Origin of the sequence: Flavobacterium sp., assembly GCF_044341265.1 — a bacterium.
In the GTDB taxonomy this organism is placed as follows: Bacteria; Bacteroidota; Bacteroidia; order Flavobacteriales; family Flavobacteriaceae; genus Flavobacterium.
Genome location: NZ_JBIISA010000017.1, coordinates 14980 through 34496, shown reverse-complemented (window position 1 = coordinate 34496; position 19517 = coordinate 14980). Strand labels below are relative to the sequence as shown.

21 protein-coding genes and 1 tRNA gene are annotated in these 19517 nt (G+C 33.0%); 3 read left to right on the top strand and 19 right to left on the bottom strand.

Going from position 1 to position 19517, the window contains the following annotated elements; all coding sequences use genetic code 11:
- Positions 1-131: 131 nt before the first annotated feature.
- The 16 genes from ACIQ06_RS09625 to ACIQ06_RS09550 all read right to left on the bottom strand — a co-directional run bounded on the left by ACIQ06_RS09625 (position 132) and on the right by ACIQ06_RS09550 (position 14710).
- Positions 132-3326: an efflux RND transporter permease subunit gene (locus tag ACIQ06_RS09625; protein WP_396145809.1), complete on the bottom strand. Its 3195-nt coding sequence runs from the start codon at positions 3324-3326 to the stop codon at positions 132-134.
- A gap of 174 nt (positions 3327-3500) precedes the next feature.
- Positions 3501-4589 (bottom strand): efflux RND transporter periplasmic adaptor subunit, encoded by a 1089-nt coding sequence (locus tag ACIQ06_RS09620; RefSeq protein WP_396145807.1) that lies wholly within the window; start codon positions 4587-4589, stop codon positions 3501-3503.
- Between the two features lie 46 nt (positions 4590-4635).
- Positions 4636-5949, bottom strand: coding sequence for a TolC family protein (locus ACIQ06_RS09615; protein WP_396145805.1), 1314 nt, complete (start codon positions 5947-5949; stop codon positions 4636-4638).
- Positions 5950-6085: 136 nt separating this feature from the next.
- Complete coding sequence (locus ACIQ06_RS09610; protein ID WP_396145803.1) at positions 6086-7684, bottom strand: hypothetical protein; 1599 nt, start codon at positions 7682-7684, stop codon at positions 6086-6088.
- 80 nt (positions 7685-7764) lie between these two features.
- Positions 7765-7965, bottom strand: coding sequence for a hypothetical protein (locus ACIQ06_RS09605; protein ID WP_396145801.1), 201 nt, complete (start codon positions 7963-7965; stop codon positions 7765-7767).
- A 56-nt stretch (positions 7966-8021) separates the two neighbouring features.
- Complete coding sequence (locus ACIQ06_RS09600; RefSeq protein ID WP_396145799.1) at positions 8022-8357, bottom strand: hypothetical protein; 336 nt, start codon at positions 8355-8357, stop codon at positions 8022-8024.
- 100 nt (positions 8358-8457) lie between these two features.
- Entirely contained in the window at positions 8458-8649 is a 192-nt protein-coding gene (locus ACIQ06_RS09595; RefSeq protein ID WP_396145797.1) for a hypothetical protein, read from the bottom strand.
- A gap of 96 nt (positions 8650-8745) precedes the next feature.
- The gene (locus ACIQ06_RS09590; RefSeq protein WP_396145795.1) at positions 8746-8943 is read right to left on the bottom strand and encodes a DUF6132 family protein; all 198 of its coding nucleotides are present in this window, start codon (positions 8941-8943) and stop codon (positions 8746-8748) included.
- 1 nt (position 8944) lies between these two features.
- Positions 8945-9211, bottom strand: a complete 267-nt coding sequence (locus ACIQ06_RS09585) for a heavy-metal-associated domain-containing protein (RefSeq protein ID WP_396145793.1) — start codon at positions 9209-9211, stop codon at positions 8945-8947.
- Positions 9212-9222: 11 nt separating this feature from the next.
- A complete protein-coding gene (trxA, locus tag ACIQ06_RS09580; protein ID WP_344816703.1) occupies positions 9223-9525 on the bottom strand; it encodes a thioredoxin in 303 nt (100 codons plus the stop codon).
- 2 nt (positions 9526-9527) lie between these two features.
- The gene (locus ACIQ06_RS09575) at positions 9528-9725 is read right to left on the bottom strand and encodes a hypothetical protein (RefSeq protein WP_396145791.1); all 198 of its coding nucleotides are present in this window, start codon (positions 9723-9725) and stop codon (positions 9528-9530) included.
- 7 nt (positions 9726-9732) lie between these two features.
- Entirely contained in the window at positions 9733-11139 is a 1407-nt protein-coding gene (locus tag ACIQ06_RS09570; protein WP_396145789.1) for a rhodanese-like domain-containing protein, read from the bottom strand.
- 134 nt (positions 11140-11273) lie between these two features.
- On the bottom strand, positions 11274-12692 hold the full coding sequence (locus ACIQ06_RS09565) for a rhodanese-like domain-containing protein (protein ID WP_396145787.1): 1419 nt from the start codon (positions 12690-12692) through the stop codon (positions 11274-11276).
- Positions 12693-12748: 56 nt separating this feature from the next.
- Positions 12749-13558, bottom strand: a complete 810-nt coding sequence (locus ACIQ06_RS09560; protein ID WP_396145785.1) for a sulfite exporter TauE/SafE family protein — start codon at positions 13556-13558, stop codon at positions 12749-12751.
- Positions 13559-13622: 64 nt separating this feature from the next.
- Positions 13623-14252, bottom strand: a complete 630-nt coding sequence (locus ACIQ06_RS09555) for a Crp/Fnr family transcriptional regulator (protein ID WP_396145783.1) — start codon at positions 14250-14252, stop codon at positions 13623-13625.
- Positions 14253-14254: 2 nt separating this feature from the next.
- Positions 14255-14710 carry a DUF1801 domain-containing protein gene (locus ACIQ06_RS09550; protein WP_396145781.1) on the bottom strand — a complete coding sequence of 152 codons (456 nt, stop codon included), beginning with the start codon at positions 14708-14710 and terminating at the stop codon, positions 14255-14257.
- Between the two features lie 108 nt (positions 14711-14818).
- On the opposite strand from ACIQ06_RS09550, the gene ACIQ06_RS09545 reads away from it, so the two are divergent.
- Positions 14819-15937, top strand: coding sequence for a DUF3667 domain-containing protein (locus ACIQ06_RS09545; RefSeq protein ID WP_396145779.1), 1119 nt, complete (start codon positions 14819-14821; stop codon positions 15935-15937).
- A 1-nt stretch (position 15938) separates the two neighbouring features.
- On the top strand, positions 15939-16970 hold the full coding sequence (locus tag ACIQ06_RS09540) for a M28 family metallopeptidase (RefSeq protein WP_396145777.1): 1032 nt from the start codon (positions 15939-15941) through the stop codon (positions 16968-16970).
- 44 nt (positions 16971-17014) lie between these two features.
- On the opposite strand, the gene ACIQ06_RS09535 is transcribed toward ACIQ06_RS09540, so the two are convergent.
- Complete coding sequence (locus ACIQ06_RS09535; RefSeq protein ID WP_344816712.1) at positions 17015-17476, bottom strand: hypothetical protein; 462 nt, start codon at positions 17474-17476, stop codon at positions 17015-17017.
- A 120-nt stretch (positions 17477-17596) separates the two neighbouring features.
- On the opposite strand from ACIQ06_RS09535, the gene lpxD reads away from it, so the two are divergent.
- Positions 17597-18586, top strand: coding sequence for a UDP-3-O-(3-hydroxymyristoyl)glucosamine N-acyltransferase (lpxD, locus tag ACIQ06_RS09530; RefSeq protein ID WP_396145775.1), 990 nt, complete (start codon positions 17597-17599; stop codon positions 18584-18586).
- A 57-nt stretch (positions 18587-18643) separates the two neighbouring features.
- Here the strand turns inward: lpxD and ACIQ06_RS09525 are convergent.
- Both ACIQ06_RS09525 and bshB1 read right to left on the bottom strand, forming a co-directional pair.
- Positions 18644-18717: transfer RNA gene (locus ACIQ06_RS09525), tRNA-His, on the bottom strand.
- 62 nt (positions 18718-18779) lie between these two features.
- Complete coding sequence (gene bshB1 / locus ACIQ06_RS09520; protein ID WP_396145773.1) at positions 18780-19496, bottom strand: bacillithiol biosynthesis deacetylase BshB1; 717 nt, start codon at positions 19494-19496, stop codon at positions 18780-18782.
- Between the last annotated feature and the right edge of the window lie 21 nt (positions 19497-19517).

The following is a 19517-nucleotide window of genomic DNA, read 5'->3' as shown; positions in this document are numbered from 1 at the left end:
TTTAAAAGTTTAAGAGTTTAAAAGTTTAAGAGTTTAAAGGCATAGCTTAAAAACTAAAACTCATATTTAAAATGCATTTCGACAAGCTCAGTGTGACAATTGACTGAATACTGAACACTGAACACTGACCACTAATTATTCTCCCATTTTTTTCTTTCAGTGATGTAGTAGATTAATGGCACTACAATCAAAGTAAGAATTGTTGAAACAATGGCTCCAAAAACTAATGAAATAGCTAATCCTTGGAAAATTGGATCGAATAGGATGATTACGGCTCCAATTACAACGGCTCCTGTTGTTAGTAAGATTGGTGTGGTTCGCACTGCTCCTGCCTCGATAATGGCTTGTTTTAATGGAATTCCGTCGTTCAGTCGGATTTCGATAAAGTCGATAAGCAAGACCGAGTTTCGGACCATTACTCCTGCCAAAGCAATCATACCGATGAACGAAGTGGCTGTGAAAAATGCGCCCAATAACCAGTGTCCAAATACAATTCCGACTAACGAAAGTGGAATCGCCATCATCATAACCATAGGCGTTTTGAAATTTTGGAACCAACCTACAATCAACATATAAATAATCACTATTACAACTGCAAAAGCTACTCCTAAATCGCGGAACACTTCTAAGGTTATTTGCCATTCTCCATCCCATTTTACCGTGAAATCACTTTCGTCTGATGGTTGATCCATATACAATTCGTTGACTTTGTAGCCTTTTGGCAATTTCATTTTTTGCAATTCTTCGTTCATTCCCAAAATAGCATATACCGGACTTTCTAATGTTCCTGCCATATCAGCTGTTACATACACTACTCGTTTTTGGTCTTTTCTGTAAATTGTTTTTTGCAAAGTATCAGCAACCACTTTAACCAAATCGGAAACTGGAACTACATTACCCTGACTTCCTTTAATTTTTAAATTCTGAATGTCTTGTAACGATGTTTTGTCTTTATCATCAAGAGACAATACGATTCCAACACTGTTATTAGAATTTTCATCATACAAATTAGAAACTGGATATTCTTTCAACAAATAAGTCAGATTTCCAACTACTTGTTGTGGTGCAATTCCGTTAAGCATTGCTTTTTCTTTGTCCACTTCCAATCGATATTCGGTTTGATTATCTTCAGTCATCCAATCGACATCTACAATATCAGAGGTTTTTTCTAAAATACCTTTTACTTGATTGGCAACGGCAATTTGGTCTTTATAATTTGGACCGTAAATCTCGGCAACCAATGTTGATAAAACTGGTGGTCCTGGTGGTACTTCGATAATTTTGACATTTGCACCATATTTTTTAGCAATCTTTTGCACTTCTGGACGAACCAATTTGGCAATATCATGACTTTGTAAATCTCTGTCTTCTTTGTGTAACAGATTCACTTGGATATCGGCCATATTGCTTCCTCCACGCAAGTCGTAATGACGAACCAAACCGTTGAACGTAATTGGTGCAGAAGTTCCGATGTAATTTTGATAATCCACCACTTCTGGAATGGTTGTAAGATATTGAGCAATTTCTTGTGTCACAGCTGCCGTTCTTTCTAACGTAGTTCCTTCGGGCATATCAACTACCACTTGGAATTCGTTTTTGTTATCAAAAGGCAACATTTTTACCAAAACCGATTTGGTGAAAAACATCAAAACAGAACCTACTAATAGTACAACCGTAATTCCCAACATCACTCTACGTTTAGTAGAATTTTCTAGAAACGGACGCTCAATTTTGTTATATACTCTATATATCCAAGACGTTTCTAATCCTTGTTCGGCTTTGTGTTCTTGTTCGTCTTTTTCGTGTAATAAATGGTAACCCAAATAAGGCGTAACCGTTAAAGCCACAAACAATGAAAGTAACATCGCAATAGAAGCTCCAATTGGCATCGGACTCATATAAGGTCCCATCATTCCTGACACAAACGCCATTGGAAGAATTGCTGCAATAACGGTAAATGTTGCTAAAATGGTAGGATTTCCAACTTCATTAATCGCAAAAATAGCGGCTTGTTTGAATGGTAATCGCTTCATCTTGAAATGTCGGTGCATGTTTTCGGCAATGATAATACTGTCATCTACTACAATTCCGACCACGAAAACTAAGGCGAAAAGTGTGATTCTGTTCAGCGTATAACCCAACATGTAGTAAGCAAACAAGGTCAATGCAAACGTTAATGGCACAGAAAAGAATACCACTAATCCACCACGCCAACCCATAGCTAACATAACTAAAAGCGTAACTGCAATAATCGCAATTCCTAAGTGCATTAATAATTCTCCTACTTTGTGAGAAGCCGTTTCTCCATAATTACGAGAAACTTCCACATGAACATCGTCGGTAATTAAAGTTTTCTTCAAACCATCTACTTTCTCAAGGATTTTGTCCGCAATTTTCATCGCGTCAGCTCCTTTTACTTTCCCGATAGAAATAGTAACGGCTGGATATTCTGATTTGTTTTTAATATATTTCTCATTAGCTTTTCCGTAACCAAACGAAACGTAACTTCTTGGTGTTGAAGGACCATCTTGAACAGCAGCGACTTGTTTTAAATACACTGGCATGTTTGCATTTACACCAACAACTAAATTCTCAACATCTTCTGAATTCGATAGAAATTGTCCTGTTGTAAGCAAGTATTCTTTATCATTTGAAACAAAACTTCCCGATTGAGAACTTCCATTATTGGCTTGAATCATTTGCATAACCGACAAAGCATCCACGCCATTTTCAGCCATTTTATCTTTGTCTAAAACTACTTTTAGCTCACGAGTTCTTCCTCCAATTTCTTTGGTAATGGCAACGTCTTTTACTTTTTCTATTTCAGAAGTTACTTCTTCGGCAATTTGACGAATTTCAAAATCGTTTAAAGTTTCGCTCCAAAGGGTCAATCCCATCATGGGAACATCGTCAATAGAACGCGTTTTTACCATAGGTTTGAAAACTCCTTTTGGAAACATGTTTTCGTTTTTCATTAACTCGTCGTATAATTTTACATACGAACGTTCTGAATCTTCACCTACGTAAAATTGCACAATAATCATGGCTTGACCATTCATAGCCATACTATGTAAATGCTCAACACCTTTGATGTTGGACAATACTTTTTCCAATGGTTTTATAACACGGCTTTCCACTTCTGCCGGACTTGCTCCTGGATAACCAATCATAACATCGGCCATGGGAACATTAATTTGTGGTTCTTCTTCACGCGGAATTAAGAACGAACTATATACGCCGATTATCATCAAACCAACCATCAATAGAATGGTCAATTTAGAGTTGATAAAAAAATGGGCTATTTTACCTGATATACCTTCTTGCATTTTTTTTTAGTTTATGAGTTTAGAAGTTTATGAGTTTAAAAGGCAATGCTTAAAAACTAAAAACTTATATTTAAAAAGCACTTCGACTGCGCTCAGTGTGACACTAAATACTGTGACTGATTACTGCGACTGAATACTGCGACTGAACACTGAACACTGAACACTGATTACTGATTACTGAACACTAACCAAAGCTCCGTTATACAATTTACCTTCTGCGGAAACGATGTATTGTTCGTTAGCCGATAATCCTGATAAAACTTCTACTTGGTTTCCGAATGATTTTCCGGTTCTTATCCATCTTAAAATGGCTGTTTTTCCGTTGGCTACTGTGTAGATACCTGTAAGTTGACCTTGTTTTACCAAAGCACTTTCTGGCACCATTACTTTATCTGATTTTACAGTTGTTTCCGCTTTTGGCTTGTTAGCTATTGGAAATTGAACATTCACAAACATTCCTGATAAAATGGCTTTGTCGGTAGCGTCTAAAGTAACTTTTACTAAATATTGTCCGCCAGTATTTTTAGCCGAACCACTTACTTCGGAAACTTTTCCTGCCACTTCTTTGTTGATTGATTTCACTAAAACTTTTACTGCCATTCCGTTAGTAATTTGAGCAATATCACTTTCAGAAACCATTGCAGTTACTTGCATTCTTGAAACTCCTTCAACACTAACTAAAGGCATTCCTGGATTCGCCATATCACCTTCTTTTACAAAAGTATTAGTAACTTCGCCAGAGAATGGAGCCGTAATATTGGAATATGAAAACTGCGCCATTACTTCGTTTCGCATTTGTCTAGCGCCTTCTAAACCTGCTTTAGCCATTTCGTAACGCGAAGTCATATCGTCTAATTCTTTTTGAGAAGCACTTTGCTGATTGAATAAAGCTGTAAATCGTTCGTAATCTTTTTTGGCATTATTGTATCCGGCAGTAGCTTGTAGAATTGAAGCGTCTACTTGAGCTTTTTTGGCTTGTAAGTCGGTGTTGTTTACACTAACTAAAAGTTGTCCTGCTCCTACTTTTTGTCCCACTTTTACGTGAACTTTAGTCACATAACCCATCATTCTAGTTGATACATTCGCACTGTTTTCGGCTTCAATTTTTCCACTTGCGGTTACAAATTCGCCGTTATTATCTGCTGAAATTCCGCTTACTTGAACTGCAATTGCTGGTTGGTTGTTAGTAGTTTCTTTCGTTTCCTTTCCGCATGACAAGAATAAGAACGTTGAAAGTGTTAGAATGGTTATTGTTTTTCTCATGATTTGATATGTCTTAATACTTAATACTAAAATCTTAATACTCTTTTTATCTAGTTAAAAATTGCAAATACTGCTTAGTGAAATTATACTCGAAAACCGATTGCAAATGCTCTAATTCTTTTTGAATCATTTGAGTTTCTGATTGCAATAAATCGGTTGTTTTTTCTAATCCTTGTGTGAATCTATTTTGACGAATTCTATAAGCTTCTTGGGATTGTTCCAATGCTAATTTTGACAGATTTACTTTATTTTCAGCATCTTTTAATTGGCGATTGGTTTTGTTTAATTCCAATTGACTTTGTTTTTTGTATTGGTCTTTTTCAACATCGGCTTTTTGCGATTCGGCTTTTGCCTTTTGAAATTTCCCAATCGATTTATATCCATCAAAAACATTCCATGATAATTGCGCTCCAACTAGATATCCTTTGGCAGCAGTTCCTAAAAAGTTTTGGTCGTACAATTCATAACTTCCAAAAGCATTTAATCTTGGCAAGAAAGCCATTTTAGACGATTTTAACATTTTAGCATAAGCTTCAGACGATTTACTCATCGCTTGAATATCTTTTCTATTATCTGATAATGAAGTGTTTATTTCTTCAATTACAATTGCATTATCTAATTCTTCCGATGGTTTGTAGATTTTCCCATTACTATCTTCATTCAATAAAAAAGCTAAATAATCGGACGCATTTTGCACATTACTTTTGGCATATTGCAGTTGGTTTGCGATTTCATTAACTCGAACTTGAACGTTCAATAAATCGGTTTTTTGCAACATTCCTTGTTTGAAATAATTATCAACTAACTTCAAATTGGCTTTCCCAGTTGTATTGGCTTTTTCTAAAACTTTCACAGCTCTGTAAGCCAATTGCAATTGCATATACGCTTTAGAAACTTCTAATTCTAAATATTCTTTAGTACGTTCAGTTTGCAATTGAAATGCTTCCATTTTAGATTTTGCAGCTTTTCTTTCAAACAAACCATCAACGTTGATTAAAGGTTGTTGGATTTCAAATTTGGTAGCAAAGTTTTGCGTTTTAGCTGGATCATTTAACAGCGCTGGATTAAAATCTGCCATAGTCAAAATCTCTTGATTCAATTTAGAACCAAAAGCCATCAATGGATTGGTAGTAGAAATTCCGGTATGCGACACATTGATGTTGGGCAAAAAGAGTGCGTTGGATTGATTGTAATCTGCCTTTGCCGATTGATAGGTTTTTTCGGCAATTTTTATTTGTAAATTCTTCTCGGATAGTTTCTGAGATAATTCACCTTTAGAAATAGCCAAAGTATCTTGACTAAAACCAAAAAACGAACTCAAAATTGTTCCTGTAAAAATGATGTAACTTATTTTCTTCATAATTTTATATCTGAATTATAAAGCAAAAGTAGAACGGTAAAAATGGCTTTACAGTTACAAATGTTACAGAGTAACTAATGTTACAAAAAAAGCGTCCAATTTCTTGAACGCTTTTTGAATAAATAGTATGATTTATTTAGTTAACTATTACCTTTTGAGAAACATAGAATTTATCATTAAAGATAAAAGTTATGATAACAGTTTGATTTGCAACGCCATCGATTTCAAAATTCATTGAATTTTCTCCTTGTTTGGCATCTGAAACTTCACCGTCAGTAATTATTTTTCCGTCTAATGAAGTTACGAAATAATCAATTGTTGTTTCATAAGCCATATTAAAGTTGATTTTTACAACGTTATTCTGAGTTGGATTTGGAGAAACCGACATAGAAAATGGATTTTTTCCGTTGATTTCTTGAACTCCTAATGGTTGATTTCGAATCAATTTTACTTCATAAATGGTTGCACTTGCCGATGTTGTACTAGTTTGATTCACGCTAAACGGATTTTGCGTCGGACTGCTCAAACCACCTACAATATGACCAATTACAAATTCATTTGCTGTAATTTCATCCAATTTTATTACTTCATTTGAAAAATGGGGTAAACTTTCATTTGGAATAAATTCAGCACTAGCACCTTTTAAACTCGGCATTGTTTCTGGTAATTGATATTCTTGCAAAGAACCATCTGCAAAGCGTGTTGTGCGACTAATTGTATTAACAAAAGGAACCGCATTATCCTGAATCAAAGTGGTTCCGTTATAATAATACTGACTTATCCCACCAAAAAACAAATTGTGCATTCTATTTTCGGTCGCATCATACAAAGCAGAAACAGCGCTGTGGTAATTACTCAAATACTGATTGAATGTGGTTTGCGGAAAGTAACCTGTTTCTTTGATATCTACAGGATAAAGAAAAGGCAAATCGACATTAATTTGAAAAACCCCTGATGAAATCGTGTAACCCAATTCTCCATTAGGAAAAACTTGAGGCAACAAATTATAATCACGTCGGTGTAAATGAACCGCATCCGTAACGACTTGGTAATTTGAAATACTCAATTGCAAACCTGAATTGTCAATTTGAAATTTCTTGATGCTGTTGGTGTAGGTTTGCGTAAAAGTGGGATTGTTCATTGGATTGTAGCGTCCGTCAAAACGATGCCCACCAACTAAATAAAACGTATTATTAATTTTGGCTAAATGTCCACCATTGACCGCTAGATTTTCATCAGTCATTTGCTTGAAATTACTAGCAATTGAAGTTCCTGCAATTACTGCATTTATCAAGTTGGGCACATCAACTGATGTCATTTTATTGAACGTGATATGATCATTGGCTGTAGCCGAAAACGCGTAACCACCAACTAAATAAAGAGTTGTGTCATCTTGGTAAAAATTGAAGTTAGTTGCTTGCAATTGTTCTTTTAAAGCAGTTGCCAAAGAATTTACAGAAGCCGACCAAAACTGATTGGTAGCAATATCAACCACAAAAATATTGGTATTATTACTTGCAGCTGGAAAAGCATTGAAAGGTTGGCGCGCATAAATTCCGTCTACTCTACCTCCAATAATGAGCCATTTACCATTGTGTTGTGCAAATGCATACGAATGAATTCCAGGAAAATTCGGAATGGTTATCGGATTTAATTGCACCTGATAATCAAAAGTAGTTTGCGAAATGGCAAAACTTGAGATTAAAAGCAATACAATTTTATATAATGTTTTCATTTTAAGATTTTTAAAATTGTATAATAGAAGATTAGTGCCAATTAAAAACTGACACTAATCATCACTATTACATTAAAAAATTACGCTTTTTTCTCTTCTGCTTTTTTAGAAGAACAACAGCCTCCTTTTTTCTCACCTTCACCACAAGATTTTTTTTCTTCTGAAGAACATGATTTTTCGGTTTTAGCTTTTTTCTTTTTTTGTTTAGGCTCTTGTTGAGCATTTACATTCATTGAAAATAAGAAAGCTATTGTTACTAATATTGAAACTAATTTTTTCATTTTTTTATGTTTTAAATTTTAAATTGATTTGTTGTAATTAATAAAATTACATTTCTTTAAGACACTAAAAACGATTCTGGCGGCTGCCAAATAGTTACATTATAATTAGAAATAAAGTTTTTGTGGTATAAAATATTTTCCTTTTTTGGAATAAAACTTATGTTGTTTACAAAAGAATATGTTGAAGCAAATACTAAAAATGTTGGACTATTTAAGCTATAACTTAAGAGACATTTTTCTTTCTCACAACCTTTAGTTGGTTCGCAATCAGAATTGGATTTATTGCATGAAACTTGTTCTTTTTGAGCAAATTGCATTTTTATAGCTTTAACCGATGGAAGAATGGTTAAGGCATTAAAATAGAAGCATAATAAAATTGCAAAATATTTCATATAGCAAATTTAATCAATAAAAATAAATAAAAATGTGACAAATGTTACATAAAAAAAGCGTCCAATTTCTTGAACGCTTTTTTAAAAATATCTTAGCTAATTATGCTGCTTTTTTTGAAGCACAACATCCACTTTTTTTCTCACCTTCACTACAAGATTTTTTTTCTTCTGTTGTTGAAGCTGTTTTTTCAGTTTTAGCTTTTTTCTTTTTTTGCTTTGGCTCTTGTTGAGCGTTTACATTCATTGAAAATAAAAACGCTACTACAGCTAACATTGATGCTACTTTTTTCATTTTTTATATTTTTAAAATTAATGTTTCTTTACTTATTTATATCAAATAGTGTTCCAAATATACTATTTTATTCATTAAACAAAAATAAATTAACTTTTATTTATTCTTGTTCTCCTTTACAAATAAACTGAATAACAATCCTCCCATTAAGGAACCATATAATGTGCTATTCAATGGTTTAGAGGTTATGGCACAAGTTCCGCTAGCGCAACCTACATAATGATAGTAGGCATATCCTGCAATTGCTCCAATTACAACTCCAACTGCTGTTATAATAATTGCTTTTTTACTCATATTATTTAGTCTCACTCATTCTTCCAATAGCACAATTTACATAGGATTTGGCTTGACGAAGTAATGTATTGTCTCCTTTTTCTGGATAACCTAACTCATTTAGTTTAGCAATAATTGTTTCTCTATTCACGGCTCCTTTTATAACTATGGTATCAATTTCTTTATCAATGGTAACTTCTTCTACGTTATCAATTTTTAATAAAGCTGTTTTAATACTGTTCATACAACCTCCACATTTTATATTCTCAACTTCAAAAATTGTTTCCATTTTTTTATTTATTAATTTGTTTTTTCTAAAATGATTTGAATAATTTCTTCTTTAGATAAAACTCCTGATTGACGCCAAAGTTGTTGTCCTCTTTGATACAACATCATTGTTGGAACACCACGAACTTGCTGCATAGCGGCTAATTCTTGGTTTTTATCCACATCTACTTTAATAATAGAAACTCTGTCGCCTAAACTGTCTTTTACTTGTTTCAAAACTGGTCCAAGCATTTGACATGGTCCACACCAAGTGGCAAAAAAGTCTATTAAAACAGGTTTGTCAGAATTGATAATATCTTTAAATGAATCGTTCATAATTATTTATTTTTATCGTAATTTACATTACATCCATTTGGTCCGCAACCCATATTAAAAATGGCTTGAAACAAAAAGAAGATTCCAAAAACTATAAAAAACCATTCGTGCGTTTGATAAGCATTATAAAATAAAAATAAAGCCAATGCTACTCTAAGGAATCGCATAAAATGCCAATTGGTAAAAAGTAATTGTTTCATTTTTTATTTATTTCAATGTAGATGGACAAACGTAATTTGTTGTTTTTATTCCGGTATTTCTTATGGCAGCAAAACCACCTAATACGTTGATTACATTATGATAACCACGTGCTTTTAATATCGATGCAGCAATCATAGAACGATAACCTCCAGCGCAATGCAAGTAAAAATCTTCTTCTTTAGGAAACTCTGCTAAATGTTCGTTTAAAAAATCTAAAGGTGTCGAAGGAACATCTAAAATGTGTTCAGAAGCATATTCACCTGGCTTTCTTACGTCAAAAACTGGTACCTTTTCTTTCATTTTCTCTTCGAGAACTTGTGCCGTAACAGAAGTAATTGTGTCATATTCTAATCCAGCTTTTTTCCATTCTTCAAATCCACCCTTTAAATAACCTAAAGTATTGTCATATCCTACCCTTGCTAATCTTTTGATAGTTTCTTCTTCTCTACCTTCTGGTGTTACCAAAAGAATTTCTTGTTTGATGTCTAAAATCAAAGCACCAACCCAAGGAGCAAATTGTCCATCAATACCAATAAATATTGATTTCGGAATATGTCCTTTTTCAAAATCATCTTGGTTACGAACATCTAAAATTAAAGCTTCTGTTTCGTTAGCTACTAATTCAAATGTTTTTGCGTCAAAAGCTTTTGCTTCTCTTACAATATCTTCTACGTTACCATAGCCTTCCTTATTCAACTTCACATTCATAGGAAAATAAGCTGGAGGTGGCAATAAACCATCGGTAACTTCTGCTATAAATTCCTCACGTGTCATATCGGCACGAAGCGCATAATTAGTCGCCTTTTGGTCACCAATACTTCCTACAGTTTCTTTACTTAAATTTTTTCCGCAAGCACTTCCTGCACCATGCGCTGGGTAGACAATTACGTCATCTGCTAAAGTCATCACCTTAGTTCTCAAACTATCAAAAAGAATTCCAGCCAATTGTTCTTGCGTCATGTCAGCAGCTTTTTGAGCCAAATCAGGACGACCAACATCTCCTAAAAATAAGGTGTCGCCACTAAAAAGCGCATAATCTTTTCCGTTTTTATCTTTCAATAAATAACACGAGCTTTCCATAGTATGTCCTGGTGTGTGAAGACATGTAATTGTTATTTCTCCCAATTGAAAAACTTCACCATCTTTAGCAATATGAGCTTCAAAAGTTGGATTGGCATTGGGTCCAAAAACAATTGGAGCACCTGTTTTTTCAGCTAACGTAACGTGTCCGCTAACAAAATCAGCATGGAAATGGGTTTCAAAAATGTATTTTATTTTGCCTCCATTGGCAGTAGCTTTATCAGCATAAGGTTGCACCTCACGAAGTGGATCAATAATAGCAACTTCACCATTACTTTCAATATAATAAGCACCTTGTGCTAAGCAACCTGTATAAATTTGTTCTATAATCATACCTATATCATTAATTTGATAATGTAAAATTAATCAGTTTTGAACGATAATAGCGTAACTTTTGTTACATTTTAACAAATAAAAAGCATCAATTAAATAACTGATGCTTTTTAAAAATAAACTAAATAATTTTTCTATAACAATGTAGAAGGACAAACGTAATCTGTTTTAGCCAAATTGGTGTCTTTTATAGCTGCGAAACCACCAATGACATCAACAAAATTGTCAAACCCTTTTTGCTTTAACATGGAAGCTGCAATCATGGAACGATAACCACCTGCGCAATGCAATATGAAAGGCATTTCCTTAGGAAATTCAGCTAAATGATTGTGCAAAACATTTAATGGAATATTGATTGCATCTACCAAATGTTCTGATTGGAATTCGCTAACTTTTCTAACATCAATAATAATTTGTTTTTCTTGATTGCAGTGTTTTTCAAGTTGCTCGGCAGTAATTCTGTGAACGATATTAATTTCTTTTCCTGCGTTTTGCCATGCTTCAAATCCGCCATCTAAATATCCTATGGCATTGTCGTAACCTACACGCGATAAACGAATAATAGCTTCTTTTACTTTTTCATTATTTTCTGCAACAATTATAATTTCTTGTTTGATGTCTAAAATCAATTCGCCAACCCAAGAAGCAAAATTGCTCTCTAAACCAATATTTAAACTATTTGGGATAAATCCTTTTGCGAAAATTTCGGCTCTTCGTGTATCCAGAATTAAAACTTTCGTTTCGTTAATAAGTACTTCAAATTCATTTACTGAAAATGCTTTTTGACCTTTCTTCATGATTGAATCTAACGAATCGTAACCTTGAATGTTCATCAATACATTTTTTGGAAAATATTGTGGTGGCGTTGTCAATCCAGTTAAAATTGCTTCTACAAATTCATCTTCGGTCATTTCTTGCAAAGCATAATTGGTTTTCTTTTGATTACCAAGTGTATCAGTAGTTTCTTTACTCATATTTTTACCACAAGCACTACCAGCACCGTGATTTGGATACACAATTAAATCATCTGATAAAGGCATAATTTTAGTGCGAAGCGAATGATACAAATGGCGTGCTAATTTGTCTTGAGTTAAATCGGCAATGACATGTTGTGCTAAATCAGGACGACCAACATCTCCAATAAATAAAGTATCACCAGAAATAAATCCTTGCTCTTTTCCATCTTCATCTGAAACTAAAAAACAAGAACTTTCCATAGTGTGACCTGGCGTGTGAATAAGCTTGATTTCAATTCCGCCAACTTTAAAAATTTCGCCATCCGTTCCAACGTGCATTTCAAAACCTGTTTTCATTGCAGTTGGTCCATAAACAATTGTAGCTCCAGTTTTCTTTGCTAAATCTATATGACCTGAAACAAAATCGGCATGAAAATGGGTTTCAAAAATATATTTTAACTTTACATTATCACGTTCTAATCTATCTAAATAAGGTTGGGTTTCTCTTAAAGGATCAACAATTGCTGCTTCTCCATTGGAAGTGATGTAATAGGCAGCTTCTGCGATACATCCAGTATAAATTTGCTCTAATTTCATAAGATAAAAATTTTATCAAAAATAGAGGAACAAAAAATTAGAAAATATGATAAATATCAGATGTTACCAAAGAAAGTCTCCTTGATGATAATGTAAATTCCCATGGCGAGAACGAACCATCCGAAACCTGTTTTGAGTTTTTCTCCTTCGATTTTTTTAGAAAGATAACTCCCTATAAAAACACCAATTATAGAGCAAACTGTGAAGATTATAATTAAATTCCAATCCAAATTTTGTTCTGGACGAATATCACCAATAAAACCTATTAATGATTGAACTGAAACAATAAAAAGTGATGTCCCGACTGCCATTTTCATTGGAGTTTTTGCTAAAAACAATAAGGCAGGAATAATTAAAAATCCGCCACCAGCACCAACGAATCCTGCTACCAATCCTATAAAAAGTCCTTGATAAAAAATTGCAATATAGTTTAGTTTGCTATCATCGTTAATGATTTTTTCTTTTAAAGGTTTTATCATTCTGATAGATGCAGCAATCATAACAATGGCAAAAACAACCATTATCAAAACCGATTTATGCAATGTAAATGAAGTTGTAGAAAAGATAACTTCAGGAATATTGGGCACAATGAATTTTCGTGTTAAGAATACGGCTAGAATTGTGGGAACACCAAATAAAACTACTTTTTTAAAATCGACTAATTGTTGTTTTGCCTTTTGAACTCCACCAAATAATGCTGTTGTTCCAACTACAAATAAAGAATAGGCTGTTGCTAAAATAGGTTCGACACCCATAACATATACTAAAATGGGAACCGATAAAATTGATCCACCACTTCCTAACAAACCAAGAGTGATTCCAACAAAAACCGCTAAAATGTATCCAATTATATGAGATATTTCCATTTATTAAATTTTGCGGAACAAAGGTTCGTATTTATACTTTTAAATTGCGTAACTATTGTTACAATTATACAACAATTTCAATGGAAGCTCTATGCAATTTTATTCTTCCTTCGTTTTCTAAAGCTTTTAGCAATCTTGAAATTACTACACGTGAAGTATGCAAATCATAGGCAATCTCTTGATGGGTGTTTTGAACGTGATTCGTTTTATTGATTTTTGCTTTCTCAAAAAGATAATTCAAAAGACGTTCGTCCATATTCATAAATGCCAAATTATCAATTGCTGTTAACATTTCTTTCAATCGATTGTTGTAGCTATTGAAAACAAAATTGCGCCATGATTTGTATTTTCCCAACCATTCTTCCATTTTATTGACCGGAATCATGATTAGTTTCACATCGGTTTCGGCTACAGCTTTAATTTCGCTTTTAGTATCTCCAAGGCAACAAGCCATTGTCATGGCACAAGTATCTCCTTTTTCTATGAAGTATAATAATAGTTCACCTTCATCAAAATCTTCTCTTAGAATTTTGATAGCGCCTTTCAATAATAATGGCATATTTTTGATATAATCACCAAAATCTATCAGCACATCTCCTTCCTTAAAATCATAGATTCTTGCTACTTGAGCTATTTCTTCCAGAAGTTTTTCTTCAAAAATGGCACTGTAATTTTCTTTTACTATATCTAACATTATTATTTTTTTAGCGTATTTTCATATTCAGAAATCCATTGTTCTACAGTAACTTTTGAAAGTAATTCTCCAATTAAATCATAAGGAATATCGTTCATTTTCTTAAAGCGTATGCAACTTTTTCCCATATCTAATTTTGATTTACAATATTTAGGATATTCAGCCGAAAACCAATCGTGTAGATTTTTATCAGAATAAACCATCATGTGGTAGATGTTTATAGAATTCTTTTGAGAAGCGATGGCGAAAAAAGGCAAAGGCAATTCAGGTGTACAATGATAACCATTTGGATAGATAGAATGTGGCACAACATACCCCAACATACCATAACTAATTTGCTCTTCAAAACCTTTTGGAAGATTTTGTAACGTTATTTCACGAAGTTTTGACATAGCTTCTCTTCTATCCTCTGGGAGTTCTGCTAAATATTGTTCAGGTGTTGTGGCTTTTGATTGCATATTCTAAATGTATTTGTAACAAAAATAAAATTTTATAACTAATTAATAGTATCAAAAGTAAAACTAATTTTTTTTAATAGCTTTACAACATAAAATATCGTTTACTTTATGTCGCACAAAAGTCCTTTAAGAGAAGATAAAACTTGTTTGAATTGCAATCACGTTGTTGCAGGTCGCTTTTGTCCCAATTGTGGTCAAGAAAACACTGAATCTCGTAAAACGTTTTATCATTTGTTTGTGCATTTCTTTGAAGATTTAACGCATTATGAGAATGCTTTTTGGAAAACTATTAAAAATCTATTACTTCGACCAGCTTCACTTACAAAAGAATATTTATCTGGAAAACGATTGTCTTACCTTGCTCCTATAAGGTTGTATATTTTTATAAGTTTTGTTACTTTTTTTCTAATTTCACTTTTACCAAGTGATATTGAAGAAGAAATTAAAGCTGAGGAAGCTAAAACAGAAAAAAAGCAGTCTAAAACAACAAGTGTTGGACTTTTAAAAATTAAAGAAAGTGAAGTCAAGGAAGATTCTGTTGACGTTTCTCCTCAAGAATTAAAATTAAAATCCTTATTAAATGAAGGAAAATTATCTAAAAAAGAATACGATACTTTATTAGATTACACCCAAAAATCTGAAGAAAAACAAAGGGTAGATTTCGCATTTGGTGGTAAAAAATATAAATCCATCAAACAAATGGATTCTTTACAAAAATATGGAAAAGATAAGTTAAATCCTGTTAGTTATTGGTTTGCAAGAAAGTTAATGAAAGTAACTCAAAATAAAGACAATGAAGAAATAATTCCTGCATTTATAGAATCTTTCAAACGCAACATTCCAAAAGCATTATTTATTTACATGCCTTTATTTGCCTTTTTATTATGGCTCTTTTATGATAAAAAGAAATGGTACTATTTTGATCATGGTATTTTTACTTTGCATTACTTTTCTTTCATGCTTTTAATAATTTTAATTTCAACATTTTTAATTGAATTTATTTATCTATTTGGAGAAAATGGAGTTACAGAAACCATTGATATTTCATTGAACTTAATTATTCCTATTTGGTTTATATATTACTTTTACAGAGCAAGTAAAAATTTCTATCAAGGTACTCGAATAACATCATTCATAAAAAGTAGTTTGCTTCTATTTCTAAATACAATTTTGATGTTTTTTGTTTTAATGTTTTTCATCATCTACTCATTTATAACCATTCACTAATATGAAAAAAATACTAATTACAGGTTTAGCGCTAATACTATTATCGTGTTCTGGAACTCAAAAAAGTCCAGCTACCAAAACAGCTAAACCCTTAGATGTTAATAGCTATGTTAACTCAATCACTGCTGAAGAACTTAAAGTTAATCTCACCGTTATTGCATCCGATGAAATGGAAGGCAGAAATACAGGAAGTGAAGGTCAAAAAAAAGCAGGAAACTATATTATTGAACAATACAAAAAAATGGGAATTCCTTTTCCAAAAGGAGCTGATAGCTATTACCAAAAAGTGCCTTCTGAATACATGAAAAAAGGGTTTAGTCCTAAACTACCTGATTCAGAAAACATCTGGGCTTTCATTGAAGGTTCTGAAAAACCAGAAGAAATTATAGTTGTATCGGCACATTATGACCATGTTGGAATGAAAAATGGCGAAGTTTATAATGGTGCCGATGATGATGGTTCTGGAACTGTTGGTTTAATAGAAATTGCACAAGCTTTTCAGAAGGCCAAAAAAGAAGGTCACGGACCAAAACGTTCCATACTAATACTTCACGTAACTGGAGAAGAGCACGGATTACATGGCTCAAGATATTATTCTGAAAATCCTTTGTTTCCTTTAGCTAATACTGTTGCTGATGTAAATATTGACATGATTGGACGTCGTGATGAAGCACATGCTGATTCAAACAATTATGTTTATGTAATTGGTTCCGATTATCTTTCAACCGATTTATACAATATTTGCGAAGCAGTAAATAATAAATACACCAAATTAACTTTGGATTATAAATACAATGACAGAAACGATAAAAATCGTTTTTACTATCGTTCCGATCATTATAACTTTGCTAAAAATGGAATTCCATCAGTATTTTTATTTAATGGAGTTCATGCTGATTACCATAAAGCAACTGATGAAGTCGATAAAATTGAGTTTGATGCATTAGCAAAAAGAACCCAATTAGCCTTTTCAATTGTATGGGAAATAGCCAACAGAGAGGCACGAATAGTAGTAGATAAAGATGGTAAATAGATTATAAATAAAAAAGCTCTGAATATTCAGAGCTTTTTTTTATATTAGAATTTTGAAATAAATTCCTTTAATAATTTTTCTGAAAAAAATAAAGACGAATAAGAATCATGTGCTTGTGGATTATTTAATTCGAAATCGGCTAATTTATCTAGATATAATTTCAGTTGTTCTTTGGTTAATAGATTTCTATAATCTTGCTCTTGACGAATCAAGGTTTTAATATATAGAGCCGTATCTCTTTCATCTTCGGAAACATTCATTTTGTTATAAATAACAAGTAATTCTTTATATTGACTAATGAATAAATCCTTAAAAATTGGATTTTGTTCTTCAGTATAATTTACAATTCCGAAAGTAATCCTACCTTTTGTTTGCCAGAACATAGTTTCACCTTCTGCTCCTTTGGCAACAAAATTTTGCATCACAGCAACTTTAAGCTTAATTGCTCTTTCGATCTGTCCAAAGGTTAAGATTGGAGCTAAAAATAATATTAATAAATATTTCATCTTTTAAAATTGTAGAAACAAAAGTAAAATATTTTCAAAAATAAATAAGGCATTTAACTAATAATTAGTGAATATGAAAACTATTTACTTAATTTGAAAGCTATAACCAAACCAAATTAAATGAAAAATTATACAATTCAGGAAATTAATGCCATTCTAAATGGTGAAATTATCGGAACTACCAACAACACGATAACTGCTCCAGAGCAATTAGAAGTAGCTACTGAAAATGAAATTTCTTTCATTGGAAATAAAAAATACGAAAAATATTGGGCTGCTTCAAAAGCTTGTGCTGCGATAGTAAACCAAGATATTTCAATAGAACCAGGTGAAAATCGAGTGTTCATAAAAGTAAAAAATGCCGATTTAGCGATGTCTCAAGTTCTTGAGATGTTTGCACCACCTACTCCACAATTTAGTCACGAAATTCATCCAACAGCTACCATTGATGCCTCTGCAAAAATTGGAAATGGTTCTAGAATTGGAGCTGGATGTTATGTTGGTCCAAATGTAGTTTTAGGCGAAAATGTTACTTTATATCCTAATGTAACCATTCTTGACGAATCGACTATTGGAAACAATACTGTGATTTGGCCTGGAGCTGTGGTACGTGAAAGATGTCATGTTGGTGCCTATTGTATTTTACATCCTAATTGTACTATTGGCGCTGATGGCTTTGGCTTTAGACCATGTCCTGAAAGAGGATTGGCAAAAATTCCACAAATTGGTAATGTAATACTTGGAAATAATGTAGAAATTGGTGCAAACTCTTCTGTAGATAGAGGAAAATTCAGTTCAACAATTCTTGGTGATGGATGTAAGATTGATAATTTAGTTCAAATTGGACACAATAGTAAACTTGGAAAATTCTGTATCATGGCAGGAAATAGCGGTCTTGCTGGTTCAGTAACTTTAGGAAATGGAGTTATGATTGGAGGAAGTGCTTCTATAAAAGACCATTTAACTATTGGTGACAGAGCTATAGTTGGAGCAGGTTCTGGAGTTGCAGCCGATGTTGAAGCAGGAAAAACTGTTTTAGGATATCCAGCAGTAGACGCTCGAACAGCCTTAAAACAATGGGCAATTTTAAAACGAATGGCTACAGAATAACATTTAAACTATATAAACGAAAAAAGCCTTGAATTTCTTCAAGGCTTTTTAATTAAGGGTGGCTGACCGGGTTCGAACCGGCGACCCTCGGCACCACAAACCAATACTCTAACCAGCTGAGCTACAACCACCATTTTTAACGAGTGCAAATGTATTGCAAAAGTTTTATTTTACAAAGAAAAATTTAAAAAAATTATTTCAAATCACTTAAGCTATTGACTGTCAAATATCTTTCTACAGTATATCCTTCAGCGTAAGCAACACCAGTTATTCTTCCTAAGTCTTGGGCTCTATATTTTACACTATCTAAGAAATTTTTCGAACTTATAGGAGACTCTGGTTCTTTAGAATTTGGATCATAAAATTGTGAGCCATATGCTAAAATTGATTGCATTTTAACTTCCATAAAATCTGAAATATCTACTACAAAATCGGGTTCCAAATTTTTCCATTGAATGTAATGATATACAACTTTTGGTCGCCAAGCACTTTGCTTTTCACCATTACATTCTGTTTCAATCATTCGTAAACCTGATAAAAAACAAGCATCAGAAACTAATTTACTTCCTTTTCCATGATCGATATGTCTATCATCAATAGCGTTACAAAGCACGATTTCAGGTTGGTACTTTCTTATCATTTCGATGATTTTCAACTGATGTGCTTCATCGTTTACAAAGAAACCATCTCGCATATCAAGATTTTCTCTAACAGAAACACCCAGAATTTGAGAAGCCTTAGCTGATTCCGAATTACGAATTTCAACTGAACCACGAGTTCCTAATTCACCACGAGTCAAATCGATAATTCCGACTTTCTTCCCAAGAGAAATTTCTTTGGCAATAGTTCCGCTACAACCCAATTCGACATCGTCTGGATGAGCGCCAAATGCTAATATATCTAGTTTCATTTTTAATATTGTGTAATGATT